This window comes from Streptomyces sp. NBC_01198 (assembly GCF_036010485.1).
In the GTDB taxonomy this organism is placed as follows: Bacteria; Actinomycetota; Actinomycetes; order Streptomycetales; family Streptomycetaceae; genus Actinacidiphila.
In genome coordinates, this window is the sequence record NZ_CP108568.1 from 1,019,524 (window position 1) to 1,035,269 (window position 15,746).

General features: G+C 68.5%; 9 protein-coding genes and 2 pseudogenes. 2 read left to right on the forward strand and 9 right to left on the reverse strand.

The features are described from left to right. Positions 1–169: 169 nt before the first annotated feature. Entirely contained in the window at positions 170–1,189 is a 1,020-nt protein-coding gene (locus OG702_RS04605) for a LacI family DNA-binding transcriptional regulator (RefSeq protein WP_327287591.1), read from the forward strand. An 81-nt stretch (positions 1,190–1,270) separates the two neighbouring features. Here the strand turns inward: OG702_RS04605 and OG702_RS04610 are convergent, their stop codons facing one another. Continuing rightward, positions 1,271–3,013, reverse strand: coding sequence for an RICIN domain-containing protein (locus OG702_RS04610; RefSeq protein WP_327287592.1), 1,743 nt, complete (start codon positions 3,011–3,013; stop codon positions 1,271–1,273). A 516-nt stretch (positions 3,014–3,529) separates the two neighbouring features. On the opposite strand from OG702_RS04610, the gene OG702_RS04615 reads away from it, so the two are divergent. Continuing rightward, on the forward strand, positions 3,530–4,138 hold the full coding sequence (locus OG702_RS04615; RefSeq protein ID WP_327287593.1) for a hypothetical protein: 609 nt from the start codon (positions 3,530–3,532) through the stop codon (positions 4,136–4,138). A 166-nt stretch (positions 4,139–4,304) separates the two neighbouring features. Here the strand turns inward: OG702_RS04615 and OG702_RS04620 are convergent. The 8 genes and pseudogenes from OG702_RS04620 to OG702_RS04650 all read right to left on the reverse strand — a co-directional run. Further along, positions 4,305–5,303, reverse strand: a pseudogene (locus OG702_RS04620) (non-reducing end alpha-L-arabinofuranosidase family hydrolase); the annotation flags it as partial. Continuing rightward, a pseudogene (locus tag OG702_RS35365) lies at positions 5,295–5,786 on the reverse strand (cellulose binding domain-containing protein); the annotation flags it as partial. The pseudogenes OG702_RS04620 and OG702_RS35365, both read right to left, overlap by 9 nt. 703 nt (positions 5,787–6,489) lie before the next feature. Then, positions 6,490–6,846, reverse strand: coding sequence for a PRC-barrel domain containing protein (locus OG702_RS04625; protein ID WP_327287595.1), 357 nt, complete (start codon positions 6,844–6,846; stop codon positions 6,490–6,492). A 117-nt stretch (positions 6,847–6,963) separates the two neighbouring features. Next, a complete protein-coding gene (locus tag OG702_RS04630; protein ID WP_327287596.1) occupies positions 6,964–8,073 on the reverse strand; it encodes a ricin-type beta-trefoil lectin domain protein in 1,110 nt (369 codons plus the stop codon). Between the two features lie 34 nt (positions 8,074–8,107). Beyond that, positions 8,108–9,496, reverse strand: coding sequence for an arabinofuranosidase catalytic domain-containing protein (locus OG702_RS04635; protein ID WP_327293082.1), 1,389 nt, complete (start codon positions 9,494–9,496; stop codon positions 8,108–8,110). A 217-nt stretch (positions 9,497–9,713) separates the two neighbouring features. Continuing rightward, positions 9,714–11,204: an endo-1,4-beta-xylanase gene (locus OG702_RS04640; RefSeq protein WP_327287597.1), complete on the reverse strand. Its 1,491-nt coding sequence runs from the start codon at positions 11,202–11,204 to the stop codon at positions 9,714–9,716. A 56-nt stretch (positions 11,205–11,260) separates the two neighbouring features. Continuing rightward, positions 11,261–13,243 (reverse strand): alpha-L-fucosidase, encoded by a 1,983-nt coding sequence (locus OG702_RS04645; protein WP_327287598.1) that lies wholly within the window; start codon positions 13,241–13,243, stop codon positions 11,261–11,263. 83 nt (positions 13,244–13,326) lie between these two features. Further along, on the reverse strand, positions 13,327–15,735 hold the full coding sequence (locus OG702_RS04650; protein WP_327287599.1) for a ricin-type beta-trefoil lectin domain protein: 2,409 nt from the start codon (positions 15,733–15,735) through the stop codon (positions 13,327–13,329). Positions 15,736–15,746 lie beyond the last annotated feature (11 nt).

Sequence of the window (15,746 nt, forward strand, 5' to 3'; positions counted from 1 at the left end):
CAGCCTGCGCTAACGTGAGCAATGGTTTTCTTGGACGAAACCTAGGGTTGCCCAGCGAGGCCGTCAAGACCTCTTGCGCAGTCACCGTCCGATCTCTTCAGAGCACTTGGGATACCGGCCGGCTGCTGGCAGGATGACCGCAGAGCTGTATCTGAGAAAAGGATTGTCCGTGACTGAGACTGATCGGCGCCTGCGTGTCGGGCGGGTGACGCTGACGGACGTGGCCGTCGCGGCGGGCGTCAGCGTGGGGACGGCATCCAAGGCCCTGAGCGGCAACGGCCGGATGCGTCCCGAGACCCGCGAGCGGGTACTCGACGCTGCGCGGCGCCTGGACTTCCAGCCCAACGAGCAGGCACGGGCCCTGTTGGGGGGCCGTACCTGGACGGTGGGCCTGATCACCACCGACGGGATCGGCCGTTTCAGCACTCCGGTGCTGCTCGGCGCGGAGGACGCGCTCGGTGCGGGCAAGATCTCCGTCCTGCTGTGCGACACGCGCGGCGACGCGATCCGCGAACGCCACTACGTGGAGACCCTGCTGGCCCGCCGGGTGGACGGCATCATCGTCACCGGACGGCGCACGGACCCCAGGCCGCCGCTGCGGGGCCTGCGGGATGTCCCGACCGTCTACGCGCTGTCCCCGTCCGCGGATCCCGCGGACATGTCGGTGGCAAGCGATGACGGGGGCGGTGCACAGCTGGCGGTGGAGTATCTGATCGGCTCGGGACGGCGGCACATCGCGCACGTGTCCGGCCCCGCCCACCACGCGGCGGCCCGCCAGCGAGCAGACCGCGCCCAGGAACTGCTCGGCCGAGCCGGTCTTGACCTCTCGGGGGGGCAGGCGCAATTCGGTGACTGGAGCGAGGCCTGGGGACGGCGGGCCGCCCGAACGGTTCTTCGCACGGCGCCGGACACCGACGCCTTCTTCTGTGCGAACGACCAGATCGCCCGAGGCGTCACCGACACGCTCCGGGAGGAAGGGCGCGCCGTTCCCGACGACATCGCCGTCATCGGCTATGACAACTGGGACACCATGGCGCTGGCCTCCCGGCCTCCGCTGACGACGATCGACATGGACCTGGGTGAGATCGGCCGCATCGCCGCCCTGCGGCTGCTGGACGCCATCGACGGCACGGCGGCCGGTGGTGTCAGGACCGTTCCCTGCCGGCTGGTCATCCGCGAATCCGCCTGACGCCCGGCCGGTCGCCCCCAGGGACTTCGAGGGGGCAACCGGCCGGGCTGATCCGCCGGTTCAGGCGCCGGCGGCCGGGGGTCAGCGCGCGGTGAGCTTCCACAGATGGTCGGCGGTGCCGTTGTCGTCCCACTGCAGGACCTGTGCGCCGCTGCTGGTGCTCATGTTCTGCACGCCCAGCAGCAGATGGCTGTTGCTGTTGACGATCTTGTAGTAGCCGGTGCCGTCGGGCACGAGGCTCCACAGGTGGTCGGCGGTCCCGTTGTCGCCCCAGATCAGCGCGGTGCCGCCGTCCGAGGTCCCGGCGTTGGTGATGCCGAGCAGCAGACCGCTGGCCTGGTTGCGGATCTTGTACAGGCCGGAGCCGGCGGACGCCAGGGTCCAGGTCTGGGTGGAGGAGGAGTTGAGGGTGGCCTGGTCGACCAGGGTGCCCTGGGCGGTACCCCCGTTCTGGGTGTCGAGCGCGAGTCCGCTGTTCTTGTTGGTGATGCGGTAGTTGCCGTCCAGGGTCGTGGTTCCGCCACCGGTCCCCGGTGTGATCACCAGGTGGTATCCGTCAGTCGTGTTGGTGGTCACCGGGACGGTGATGGAGCCGTTGCTCACCGTGTAGTTGGACTCGGACAGGGTGACCGGCCCGGACACCGCGGTGGTGCGGCCACGCGACGGGGTGTACTCGACCTTGACGTGCGCGGTCGAGCCGAACGCCGAGAGCGAGTTGAGGCCGTTCACCTGTACGGCCGAGTCGCCGGACCCGCCGCCGAAGATGACATCGACCTCGTTGCCCGCACTGTTACGGGAGGCTGCTCCGTCGATGCCGGTCTGCGCGGGGGCGGTGGTGGTGAGCATCGAGCCGCTCATGTCGGCGTACCACTTGTAGAGCCAGTAGGCGCCGTTGGGGCTGCCGCCCTGGCCGGTCAGCAGGTCGCCGAGCGCTCCTGACTGGTTCCAGAAGGCCAGTTCCGCGTCGTGGACGCCCAGCCGCTCGAACTTGGCGACGTAGCCGACCAGTGCGCCCGGGATGCCGACCTCGGAGGGAGCGGCGTACTCCTCGATCGCGATCGGGCGCGGGCTGATGCCGTACTTGTTCTCCAGCGCGGTGACGGTGGCGACGTCACCGGCGATCTTGGAGGAACGGATCAGCTCGTGCCAGGCGATGATGTCCGGCACGGTGTTGGTGGCGACCGCGTTCTTCAGGAAGTTGTCCATGTCGCCGATGTTGTCCGAGAAGCTCGGACCCTGGATCGGCGTCGTGGAGTCCTTCGAGCGGATCTCCCGGTAGGTCCTGGTCCAGAAGTCCTCGAAGGTGCCGTTGGCGGTCTTCCAGGTGTTGTCGGACTCGTTCCACGGTGCGTACGCGGCAAGGTTGGTGATGCCCGACGCCTTGGTCTGGGCGATCTGGTCGTCTACCACGCTCAGCCAGTTGCTCCAGCTGAACTGGTAGGGCCAGCCGGCGTAGTAGTCCGAGAGCCGGTTGACGACCTTCGCGCCGGCCCTGGCCGCCTTCTGCGCCACCGTGAGGACGTCGCCGGTCCCCTGCTGATGGCCACCCTGCGGTTTCTGCACGAAGGTGTTCGGCTTGATCGCCTGCACCAGGTTGTCAGCCGGCGTACTGGCGTTGGCGAGTCCGTACAGCGAGCCGGTCGCGACATGGGTGACCGGCCGGAGTACCTGGTTGGCGTTGACCACGAGGGTCGTGGACGGGGTCGGGGCGGCCTGGGCGGGGGCGCCGAGGAACGCCGTCGAGATCACGCCCAGTGCTGCGGCTCCCAGGCCGACGGTACGGCCCAGCGGCCGCCCTGGCTGGAGATGCGCGAATCCACGCATGGCGAAATGCCCTCCTGAGGAGTTGAGGTGAGGTCGTGCAACCGGTAGCGCCGTCGATGTCCGGGCCCCGCCCGTCCTGCGGGACCTGGTTCGACCGGCCTACGTCATGTGCGCTCTGCGCAATCGAGCAAACGGTTTTCCGGCGCACACCGTAGGACGGCTCAACCGCCGGGTCAAGGGAGCGCACACGCCCACTTCTCCCATGGTGCAGGGCGATTGGCTCCGTATGAAGCTCACCACCCGCGTGAGGAAGACGTTTTCCCCAGCCGCTGCGTGGGCCGGACCAACCGGGCACTGGCGCAGGGTGATGGCGGCTCATGTCTTGGCGTGCTGGGTGCGGTTCGCCGCGCACGAGTGGTCGCACTTTCAGTGCGTGCAGCAGGACATGGGTTCGAATCCGGTCGCCCCATCCCACTGACAGGGCCGGCACCAGGCACCGGGTTTCGGCTGGTAGCGGGAGTTATGCGGGGTACGATCCGTCTCCAGTCCCGCAATACCCCACCTTGAAGGACGCCCATGTCTGAAGACCAACTGCCCTCCGCAGGTGTCAAAGCGCACTACGCCGCCCAGGTGGCCGCCGACCTCGAACACAACGCGGCGGAGCAGGAACGGCTCGCCGCTGAAGTCGCCTCGATCGAGGAGAAGTTGCGGGTACTTCGATTCGACCGGGATCTGCTGCTGAACGTGCAGCGCGCCCTGGGCGACGGGGAGGCCGCGACCCCGGTCGAATCCGAGGTCGCACAGGTTCCCGAGCCGCGGTCGGCCCCCGCAGCGTCCGCACCGTCCGCTCCGTCGCGGCGCAAGAAGGCTGCGGCCACCCGGCCCGACACCAGCCGTATCCCCGGTCCGCGGACGAAGTCGCCGGGGAAGGCCACGAGGCCGACGCTGGTCGCCCTGGTCACCGAATACCTCGGCCAGAGCTCGAAGCCGCACTCGGCGTCCGAGATCACCGCCGCCCTCGGCCAGAGCCACCCCGAACGCGACGTCAAGGCCACGGTGGTGCGCAATGCCGTGGAGGCGCTGGTCGCCAAGGGGCTGGCCGAACGCAGCAGGCAAGGCTCCTCGGTCTTCTACACCACCGCCAACAAGGAGTCGGTCGAGAACCCCGAGCCTGTCTCGGGGTGAGCCGCCGGCACGCACGGCGGCCTGACAACGATGGAGGGTCTCCGAACGGCAGGAGAGGGACCCCGGCCGGCCAATGGCCGGGGTCCCTCGGTCGCGGGTACCGTTCAGCAGCCTGTTCTGCTGGTCGGCAGCGGGCGGTGGAGGGCGGTCACCGTGGTCCGGCCCATCAGTGCTGCAGGGTCAGCACGCCGGGCCGCCAGGGCAGTTGGTCGTAAGCACCGCCTGCGTTGGGCGCCTTGCCCTGGTAGAGGAACTGCAGGTTGCAGGGGTCGATGGTCATGGTCTGGTCGGGGTTGTTGCGGACCAGGTCGCCGTGGCTGATGTCGTTGGTCCAGCTGGCGCCGCTGTTGGCCTTGCCTGCGAAGGGGTTGCTCTCGCTGGCGGCCTGCGGGGTCCATGAGCCGCTGAGGCTGGAGGCGGTGAAGGAGCGGAAGTAGCGTCCGTTGGCGCCCATGGCCTCGACGATCATGAGGTACTGGTTCTGGTTCTGGACCTTGTAGACCTGTACGGCCTCGAAGAGGTTGGCCTGCGAGTCGCTCATCACTGTCGTGTACGACGAGCCGAAGTTGCCGGGGAAGTTCCCGATCGGCATGCTCGCCCGGTAGATCTTGCCGTTGTCACCGGCGAAGAACAGGTACATGTTCTGGCCGTCACCGATCAGCGTCTGGTCGATCGGACCGGTACCCGACCCGGAAATGCTCCCGGTGAACAGCGCCTGCGGGGACGACCAGCCATTGGGGTTCGTCGGGTCGCTGGACGTGCGGTAGATGAAGGGCCACGCACCCCACTGGTAGGCCAGCACCCAGATGTTCTTGGGGGCGAAGTAGAACAACGTCGGCGCGACCGTGGACTGGCTCATCCCGGTCTGCCCGGCCGACGCCATGTCCGACCAGTTGGTGAAGGGCTTGAAGGCCATCGAGCCGTACGACGAGCCCGACACGTTCGAGGCGTAGACCAGGTGCTTGCCGTTGTACACCACGTTGGTGAAGTCCTTCAGCGACACCCAGCCGTTGGCCGGCTGCGCCAGCGCACTCGTCGACGACCACCGGTACGTGGACGGAAGGGCACAGGTACCACTCGTCGGCGGGGTGGTGGAAGGCGTCGTCGTGGGTGTGGTGGGCGAGCTGGTGGTGACCTCGCCGGTACAGGCGGTGCCGTTGAGCGTGAAGCTGGCGGGGACGGGATTGCTGCCGCTGTAGGCGCCGTTGAAGCCGAAGTTGGTGGACGCGCCGGTGGCCAGGGCGCCGTTCCACGACGTGTTGGTCACCGTGACCTGGGTGCCGGTCTGGGTGTAGGAGCCGCTCCACAGCTGCGTGATGGTCTGCCCGCTCGCGAAGGCCCATGACAGCTGCCAGCCCGTGACCGGCTCGCCCAGGTTGGTAACGCTCACATCGGCGCCGAAGCCGCCTGGCCACTCGTTCGTGACCTTGTAGTCGACCCGGCAGCCGCCGGCCGCCTGGGCCGATGTCGTCGCCACGAAGGAGACCCCCGCGGCTGCGAGCACCGTGGAGAGCAGAGCAATGAGCAACGACCGGTACTTTCTGAACACATGCGTCCGTTTCACAGAGGACACTCCTTGAGTGATGAGCCATGTGGGAGATCGATTGCGCTGACACCCACGCGAATGGCACGGCAGTCCGCCATGCATCCGGCAGCCCGGCTCGGCCGAGCCGCGGAGGTGGGATCCGAGAGCGGGTGCGCGAGGGAGTCCAGTCGGGTTCGAGGTTCACGTGCCCGGACGGCGGCGGGACGACATGGCGGGGAGCACCCACAGCGAAGGCGTGTGCGCGCGATCGCGATCATGGAACCTCCAGCAGCGCGAAACAGCGATTACCTGTCAGGTACGCGCGAACCGCTAGGAGGGGCGATCTGCGAAAGGAAGGGCTGAGGCCGGACCCGCACTGCCGGCGGGTCGACGCCCTTCTCCCACTCGGCTTCCGATCCGGCAATCGGCAGCACCAGCGGGTTGTGGAGAGCAAGGTAAGCAGACGGGCCCGCCGGGCGTCAATGACAGCGGCGGTGACCAGCTGTCGGAGCTGACGCGGCTCGGCAGTCAGGCAGCGGGAAGGGTTGACACCCCGCAACCCCGGGTGCAGAGTGCGGTCGTTGGAGCTGACCGACTTTATGCGGACCGGTATCCGTCACCTGTGTTAGCGCTAACATACCCTCGCGCCCCTTGCCCACCCCCCACTGCAAGGAGAACCCCGCGTGAACGCCCCACACTCGCGCCCGCCCCGAGGTCACGCCCGTCGCCACCAGTCGTTCTGGCTGAAGCCGCCGAGTCGGCGGGCGGATGCAGCAGGGCGGCCCGGACAGCTGCTCGTCCGGGCCGCCCTGCGCTGCGGGAGAGGTCACCCGCGGGTGACGTCCGTGTCGTAGTAGCCGCCGACCTGCTGGTGGTAGTCCGAGTCGGTGGTGTGCTTCTCCTTGTCGAACTCGGGCGATCCCTTGATCTCTTCCTTGGTCCGGGAGATGTGCACCACCTTGGCATCGTGGTCGATGGCCGCGACCGTACCGGCCGGCAGCAGGACCGACTTGCCGAAGATCCACACCCCGGTGTCGACCACCAGGTAGGCACTGCCGACCTCGTCGGAGTGCTTGTCGACCTTTCCGATGTGGCCGTCGCTCGCCTCGACCTTGTAGCCGATGACATCCGCGTCCGCCTGGTAGCCGGAAGTCGCTCCGTAGCTCCAGATGTTGTCGCTCATAGCGTGCGTCCTTCCGTTGCCGTGCAAAGCCGCGGAGCGGTCCGACCGCCGGTGAGCGGTCGGTGCTCCACGCAGACGCGGCTACCCCAGCAGGATGCCGGCACACCTGCCTCACCCTCACCCGGTGGTGAGGGTCCACTTCTGGTTGGCATTGCCGTTGCAGTCCCACAGCTGGAGCTGCGTGCCGTTGGTCGTGGACGAGGCGGGATCGTCCAGGCAGCGGCCGGAGACCGGGTTGCGGTAACCGCCGTTGTAGGTCTGCCAGACCTGGTTCGCCCCTCCGTTGCAGGTCCAGATCTCCACCTTGGTGCCGTTGGCGGTGCCTCTGCCGGTGGCGTCCAGGCACTTGCCGACCGCGCGCAGGGTGCCGTCGGGGTAGGCGGACCAGGCCTGGGCCGGGGCGTTGTCGCAGCTCCAGATCTGCACCGGGGTGCCGTCGGCGCTGCTGCCGCCGTTGACATCGAGGCACTTCCCGGTGATCCCGGACACCACGGGGGCGCCCGCCGATGCCGGGTTGTGCAGCCAGCCGGCGCTGTCCGCGGCCTGGACGCCCCGGTGGAAGGCGTCGGCCATCTTCTGGTAGCCCCCGTCGTTGGGGTGCAGGGAGTCGGAAAGGTCGGCACTGGTCAGCGCGCTCATGTCCACGTAGCCGACGTGCTTGCCGGCCGCTTGCTCGCTCTGCACGATGCCGGGAATGGCCTGGTTGTATGCGGCGCGGTGCTGCTCCTCGCCGGAGCTGGTGGACACGATCAGCGACGCCAGCAGCACGGTGGCGTCGGGTACGTCGGCGGTGATCTGGTCGACCAGCGACTTCAGCCGGGCTGTGGCCGTGGAGACCTGGTAGTTCCCGTTGAGGTCGTTGGTGCCGATCTCCAGTGTCACGACGTTGGGCCGGTAGCGGGCCAGCGAGGCGTCGGCCAGAGCGGCGATCTGGTCGATCCGGTAGCCGGAGTGGCCCTCGTTGTCCGGGTCGGACATCGTGCCGTTGCGCAACGTGCCGACGAAGTCCGTCGGATGACCGTCTGCCACCAACTCGTTGTGCAACGGCCCCCGGTAGCCGTTGCCGGTGCTGCTCCCGACCCCCCAGGTGATCGAGTCACCCAGCGGCATCACGCTCAAGGCTGTCGTCGACGCCGCCGGGGCGGCGGCTGCCGTGGTCAGGCCGGCCGCCGCGCCGAGTGCGGCGGTGACGAGGGCGACCAGCAGGGCGGACAGTGGTCTGCTCATCGGTTCACGCTCCGATCCGGTGCGGGCATGGGGGTCATCGGTAGCCGGCCGCGGCGATGTCGGCCTGGACGGCGTTGTCGGTGGCGTCCGAGGGGTAGCCCGCGACGATGGCCCCTTCGTAGAAGGTCCCTTGGGACTGGTTGGTGTTGCCGTTGCAGCAGTCGCCGCCGCTGCCGAGGATGATGGCCCCCTGCTTCTTCATGGGGCTGTAGCCGGGAGGTAGTGAGCCGTCCCAGAGGGTGCTCAGACCTCCCGACTGGGCGTTGGCTCCCTTGATCGCGAATCTGGAGGTGCCGTTGTTCTTCAGCATGGCGGTGACGTACTTGCTGGTGAAGGCGCGCTGGTTGCTGTTCCAGGACTGGCTGCCGCCGGAGTAGAGCCCGTATTCGAGGTCTGCCTGGACCCACGGTCCGGAGCCGGAGCAGCCGCCGAACCAGCAGCTGGTGCCGAAGTAGATGGCGTCCATTGCGCCGGCGCCGTCGGCCCTGCGGTCGGTCTCGCTGTTGCCGTAGTCGAAGCAGCAGCCGCTGTTGACGTGGGTGCCGCTGGTCACCATGTAGGCGCCCTCGGGGGCACTCCCGGTGGGGACGCCGGTCAGGTGGCCGTCACGCCAGTAGCTGTTGCCGGGCTTGATGTAGAGCGAGTACGCCTTGGAGCCGCCGACGGTGAGCGACTCGGAGGTCGCGCTGGCGGCGGTGTCGGACCCACCGACGCCGCCGGGTCCCTGGTAGCCCACGTTGTTGCCGTGGCCGGACTGGTCGTAGACGGTGGTGATCACGCACGAGGTGCCGGCGCAGAAGGAATCCTGTGCCGAGGCGTCGGCCTGACCGCCCGCACTGACCACGCCGATGTTGCGGGTCGTGCTGTCGGACGAGCGCCGCACCTGGTAGAGACTGCCGGTGTACGACGAGTACAACGCACGCACCGTGCTGTGCGCGGCCACGCACGGCGTACCACCCGCCGCGTAGATGTCGCACGCGCGGGACCCGCCGGTCGGCGGCGGTGTCGTGGTCGAGGTGCTCCACTTCTGGTTGCCCTGCCCGTTGCACGTCCAGAGGATGACGGCGGTGCCGTTCGCGGTACCGGCGCCGTTGGCGTCCAGGCACAGTCCGGACTGGACGCCCGTGATCGAACCGTCCGAGTTGTGCCGCCACTGCTGGTTCGACTGCCCGTTGCAGGTCCAGATGAGTACCGCTGTGCCGGGGGTGGTCTGCTGGTGTGAGGCGTCCACGCACCGCGTGCCGCCCAGGGTCTGCAACTGCCCCGAGGAGGTGAACTCGAAGGCCTGGCCGGACTGGCTGTTGCAGTCGTAGATGTCCAGCACCGTGCCCGGCGTGGCGTCGCCGCCCTTCACGTCGAGACAGCGTCCCGACGCCGCGCCCACCAGGGGCGCCGCTGCGGCCTGCGCGGTATCGGGTGTCATCAGTGCGGCTGTGGCGATCGCGGCGAGCAGCGCCAGGACGGTGGCGACCACGGCGAAGGGGCTGCGCCGTCTGTGCGGGGGCCAGGCGGAGGGTCGAGCGAGGGAAGGCGACATGGTGCGGCTCCTTGGTGGGGGGAGGGGGATGCGGTGGTCACCCGGACGCCGCGAGCGCCGGCGGGGCGTCCGGGTGACCACGAGGGCACAAGGGCGCAGGGGGTCAGCCGAGCGTCCAGTGCTGGTTGGCCTGTCCGTTGCAGGTCCACAGTTCGGCCAGGGCGCCGTTGGCGGTGGACGCACCGGTGACGTCCAGGCACAGCCCGGACTGGGTGCCGGTCACGGTCCCGTTGGAGTTGACGCTCCACTGCTGGTTCGCACCGCCGTTGCAGCTCCAGATCTCCACCTTCGTGCCGGGTGAGGTCTGGTTGTTGTAGGCGTCCAGGCACATCTGGCTGCCGCCGGAGTAGACCGCCAGCTGGCCCGAGGACGTCCGCGTCCAGGCCTGGTTGGCGCCACCGCTGCAGTCCCAGATCTGCACCTGGGTGCCGGCGGTGGTGGACGAGTTCGGCACGTCGAGGCACTTGCCCGCACCGACCGCGTGCAGGGCACCCGTCGTACCCGTGCCACCGCCGCCGGAGCTGGTCCCGCCCAGCGCGGTGACAGTGGCGGTGTAGGCGGGTTTGGGCTGGAAGCTGCGGTCGTACATGGTGGCGGCGCCCCAGCCCGGGAAGGTGCCGTCGATCCAGGAGTTGGCGTCGTCCACGCCCCATTGGGAGACGCCGACACAGCGCGACACCGCCAGGCAGTCCTTGACGACGTTGGCGTAGTCGGTGGCCTGCTGCTGCAGACTGGCGCTGGAGGCCGGCAGCTGGATCCGGTCGTCGAGCTCGGTGACGGCGACATCCAGCCCGAGAGCGGCGAAGCGCTGCATGTTCGCCTGGAAGTCGGACGGGACCTGGCCGACGATGAAGTGGCTCTCGAAGCCTATGCCGCCCAACGGAACGCCCTGGGAGAGCAGGGACTTGGCCAGGTTGTACAGGGCGTTGCTCTTGGCGTTCTGCCCCTCGATGTTGTAGTCGTTGATGTAGAGCTTGGCGTCGGGGTCGGCGGCGTGGGCGGTGCGCAGGGCCTCCGCGAAGTAGCCGGTGCCCATGGCCTTGTAGAAGGCGTCGTTGACGTACGAGCCGTCGCCGTTGAAGGGTTCGTTGACCACGTCCCAGGCGTAGATGTGGCCCTTGTAGTGGTTGACCTCGGTGGTGATGTGAGCGTCCATGGCGCCCTTGACCTGGGCGGCCGGCAGGTTGCTGACCCACGAGGGCAGTTGGGCGTGCCAGACCAGGTTGTGGCCGCGGACCCGCATGTTGTGGGAGGTGGCGTAGGACAGGATCTGGTCGCCGGGTCCGAAGTTGTACTGGCCGTTGCCGGGCTCTGTGGTGTCCCATTTCATCTCGTTGCCGGGTGTGACCATGTCGAACTGCGCGTTGGAGATGTTCATCTCGTTGCCGTTGCCCAGGTCGGACACGGTCAGGGCGGTGCCGAAGTAGCGGCCCTGCGCTTCGGCGAGTCCGCGCAGGGAGGTGGCGGCCTGCGCGGGTCCCGCGGAGAGAGCCAGCAGGGACGCGCCGGCCAGCGCGACAGACACGCCCGCGGCCAGGGCGCGCGGCAGGCGCCGCCGGTGCGGCGGCCCAGTGGTGACGTTGTGGGGGGACATGGGGACTCCTGCGTTCGGTGTGTCGGTGCGGTGCCGGTGGCACCGCACCGGTGCGGTCATATGCCGGTGATCGTCCATTCGTTGTTGGTGTTCGAGTTCGGTGCCCACATCACCGCGGTGGAGCCGGCGGTGGTGCTGCCGCTGCCGTCGAGGGCGGTGCCGGTGCCGCGGTTGATGATCTGGTAACGGTTGCTTCCGACGTTCGTCAGCGACCACTGCTGGTTGTTGCCGCCGTTCCAGGCGGACTGCCGGGCGGGCGCACCGTTGGCGGTGTTGCCCCAGCTGTCGGCGGCCATGCCGTTGGTGCGGTTCATGATGCGGTAGTAGCCGCCGCCGAGGTCGACGAGCTGCCACTGCAGGTTCGTGCTTCCGTCGTAGTTCCACTGCTTGAGGTTGGAACCGGAGGCGACACTGCCGCCGCCGTCGAGCACCAGTCCGCTGGTGACGTTGGCGATCTTCACCCAGCTCGTGGTGCCGCCCGATGAGCCCAGGGAGGGGATCTGGCCGGAGAAGGTGAGCTTGACGGTGTAGGCCAGCGCGGTGAAGGGCGCGCTGGATCCGGGCATCGCCAGGTGCAGCCCTGAACCGTCCTGCGTGGGGGCCGGAAGGTTGACGTAGCTTCCCGTGGCGTTGTTGAGCAGTTGGGCGCTCTTCAGGGTGGTGGCGTTGAACTGGTTCGAGTTCAGTGTCGTGATGGTCATGGTGCTGCCCTGCCAGCCCAGTGCGGTGGCGTAGAGGACGGTGTTGTCCTGGCTGCGGGTGAACCGGACGTCCTTCGCCGTACCGGCCTTGGGGCCGCTGAACGATCCGCCGCCCATCGCCGTCGGCCCCTCGCCATAGCTGGTCCACGCGCGGGTGTTGTAGACCGCCTCGCCGAAACGGCCGAGCCAGTCGCCCATGGAGCGCAGGATCGACTGCTGGCCTGACGGGATGGTGCCGTCGGCCATGGGGGCGATGTTGAGCAGCATGGTGCCGCCCTTGGCGGCCCGGTCGATCAGCGCGTGCAGCAGTGCCTGCGCGGTGTAGTAGCCGATGCCCACCGTGTAGCACCAGCTGGAGGAGGAGATGCTGTCGTCGGTCAGCCAGTACGGCGCGAGCAGGCCCGCGGGGCCGCCCCGCTCGAAGTCGAAGACCTCGCCCTTGTTGTCGAAGCCGTCCTTGTAGGTGGCGACGACGTCCTTGTTCCACCCGACGGCCTGGTTGTAGTAGTAGGCCAGGAACTGGAGCCGGGTGGACTCCTGCACCAGGCCCAGGTCGAAGTCCTGCCAGATCAGGTCCGGCTGGTAGCCGTTGATCACCTCGACCAGCTTGTTGTACCAGAGCTGGTTCTCCGCGGACGCGCCCTGCTGCCCGTAGAGGATACGCAGCGTCGCGTCCGACTGGTACGGCACGTGGTCGTAGTAGCCGTTGAAGTGGTAGGCGTGGTGCAGCGACGCCATGAACTTCAGCCCCTGCCCGCGAATGGCCTGCGCGTGCTGGCCCACCAGGTCGAGCTTCGGGCCGTGCCTGACCGAGTTCCACGGGTTGGACTGGCTGTTCCACATGGAGAAGCCGTCGTGGTGCTCCGCGACCGGCCCGGCGAACTTCGCCCCTGCGGCCTTGAACAGCTGCGCCCACGCGTTCGGGTCGAAACTGCCCCCCTGCGAGGCCAGTTTGGGGGCGAACTGCACGAGGTTGCCCGCCTTGTCACGGGCACCGTCGATGAAGTTGTTGTACGGCCACGCCGAGGGATCGCCGTAGGTGGCGATGTGGTGCTGGTTCTCGGCGGAACCGCCGATGTACATGTTGCGCGGATACCACTCGTTGCCGAACGCCGGGACGCTGAAGACGCCCCAGTGGTAGTAGATCCCGAACTTCGCGTCCTGGAACCAGGCCGGCGCCGGGGGGTGCTGGTCGACTGACGACCAGCTCGCGGTGTAGCTGCCCGGCCCGTCGGTGGCGCCGGCTTCGGGGGCGAAGCGCAGCAGCCCCGCGGCCGCGGCCGCTCCGGCGGCCGTGAGCAGGCTCCGCCGGCTCGGCTGGAAGGGTGAGGAGGACATGGGGGGCCTTTCAGCAGGTCGATGGGGGGGAGGGGCCGGGACCCCGCGTGCTGCGAGGCCCCGGCCGGCCGGGAAGTGGCGGATCAGCCGCGTGTCCACCTCTGGTTGCTGCTGCCGTTGCAGGTCCACAGCTCCAGCAGGGTGCCGTTCGCGGTTCCCGCGCCGGTGGCGTCCAGACACAGGCCGGACTGCGAACCGGTGATGGTGCCGTTGGCGTTGAGCGTCCACTTCTGGTTGGCGCCGCCGTTGCAGGTCCAGATGTCGACCTTGGTGCCGGGGCTGGTGCCCTGGCCCGAGGCGTCGAGGCAGTCGCCGCCGTAGACGCGCAGCTCACCGTTCGAGGTGCTGGTCCACTGCTGGTTGGCGCCGCCGTTGCAGTCCCACAGCGCCACCTGGGTGCCCGACGTCTGCGACGCGCTCGGTACGTCCACGCACCGGCCGGAGCCTGCTCCGACGATCGCCGCCGTCGTGCCCCCGCCGGTGCCGCCGCTGCCGGGTGTGATGGACAGGTTGTCGAACTGCGCGGTCTCGGTCTGCGCGGTGCCGTAGCCCACCTGGCCGCCGGCCCAGGCGTAGTCGTTCACCGAACCGACCGTGGCACCGTCGACGGCGGCTGTGATGGTGGTGCCGGAGAAGGTCAGGGCCAGGGTGTGCCAGCGGTTGGTGCCCAGGGAGGCCACCGTGCCGTGTGCCAGTGTGGAGGTGGTGCCGTTGGTGCTCGAACTCAGGATCGACCACGCCCCGGTGTCGCTCACCCGGAGACGGTAGGCGTTCAGGCCGCCGGTGGTCGTGTAGTCCTGGGAGTTCGCACGGCCGATCAGGTCGGCGTATCCGGACTGTTCGAGCAGCACGTCGGAGGAGACGGTGTAGTTGCTCCAGCTGACGTCGCCGAGCAGCGCGTGCGGGTCGGACAGCGCGTCCCAGGTGATCGGCTTCTGCGGGCTCATCTGGCGCTCGCAGTTCCCGCTGCGGCCGCCCGCGCAGGCGACCGTCTCGAAGGCGCCCTGCCAGTCCATGAGGTACTTCGCCTCGGTGCCCGCCGCGTAGCCGTCGAAGGTGTCGCTGTACGGCAGGCTCAGGTTGCCCGCGGCGGGGCTGGTGGCGGTCCCCTTGCCCTGTCCCGTGGTGGTGGTCAGGGTGTAGACGTAGCCGGGCTGCGCGGTCAGGCTGATGTTCCCGTTGGACGGTGTGATGTCCGCGGCGTGCACGAAGTAGTCAGCCGGGTTGGAGGAGTTGACCTTGGTGGACCACACGTGCACGGTCCCGGTGGACAGCCCGCCGGCGACGGTGAAGTTCAGCGTCTGCGCACTGCCGGCGTCCATCGTCTCGACGACCGTGGAGAAGTCGGAGTTGTTCGTCGACTTCAGCGAGACGTAGCTGCCGTTGTTGCGGTTGCCGCCGATGTATCCGCTGGAGGAGTCGAGGTAGTGCCAGCCGGGCGCGGTGAACTGGGTGGTCTGCGCCGTCACCCAGGCGTTCTTGCCGATGGCGTAGTAGCCGGACCACGGCTGTGCGGCCAGCGCGAGGCCCATGGTGGGGTAGGGCAGGTTCGGCGTGACCGCCGCGACGACCGGCCAGTTGAGATACGCGGTCATCCGGCCGTCGATGTAGCCGCGGTTGATGCCGCGGGCCATGGCCTGCGCACCGCCGTTGTAGTCGTCGGAGCCGTTCTCGCTCGCCCACAGCTGCTTGCCGGTCGATGTGGCTGCCGAGGGCACCGAGCAGTTGGTCTGTGCCGAGCGGTAGCCGCACGGGTAGTGCGTGCCGAGGACGCTCACCGCCGAGGCGAAGGCCTGGTTGGAGTTCACATCGTTGGCGACCGTCCAGTCGGAGTCCGCCGCGACGATCTTGACGCTGCCGTAGCCGTTGGAGTTGAGCGCGGTGCGCAGTTGTTCGTACCAGGAGACGTTGTAGCCCCGCTCGTTCCACCCGCCCAGGTAGTCGATGCTCAGCCCGTGCTGCTTGGCACAGCCCAGCCACGAGACCAGGTAGTTGATCATGTCGGTGGACCAGAAGTTGCCGTTCCCGATCCATCCGGGCGCCCCCCAGGCCAGCCCGTACAGCTTCAGGTTCGGGTTGCGCGTCTTGGCCTGCCCCATCAGCCACCATTCGTAGCCCCGGTTGCAGTTCAGGTCGGACCGGGTGTGCTGGTGGCTCGGCTCGGCACCCGACGTGGAGTTGGTGTCGCCGCCGATCTCGGCTTTCAGGATCTGCAGGGAGGCCCCGTAGCCGGGCCGGAACAGGTAGTCGAGGACCTGGCTGCGCTGGGGCTCCGGGTAGTCGATCAGGAGCCGGCTGTTGCCGCCCCCGCCGCTGATCGCACCGATGCCGTCGAAGGTCCGGCCCGCGGAGGCGCCGTTGATGGTGATCGAGGTGGCGGCATGGGCCGGCGCGGCGACCGTACCCACGATGCCGCCGGCGGCCAGGACGAGGCCGACGAGGACGGCCGTCGAGGTGCGCAGGCGCCTGAACAATCGGCTGAGTGCTGACACTGGCGTTCCTT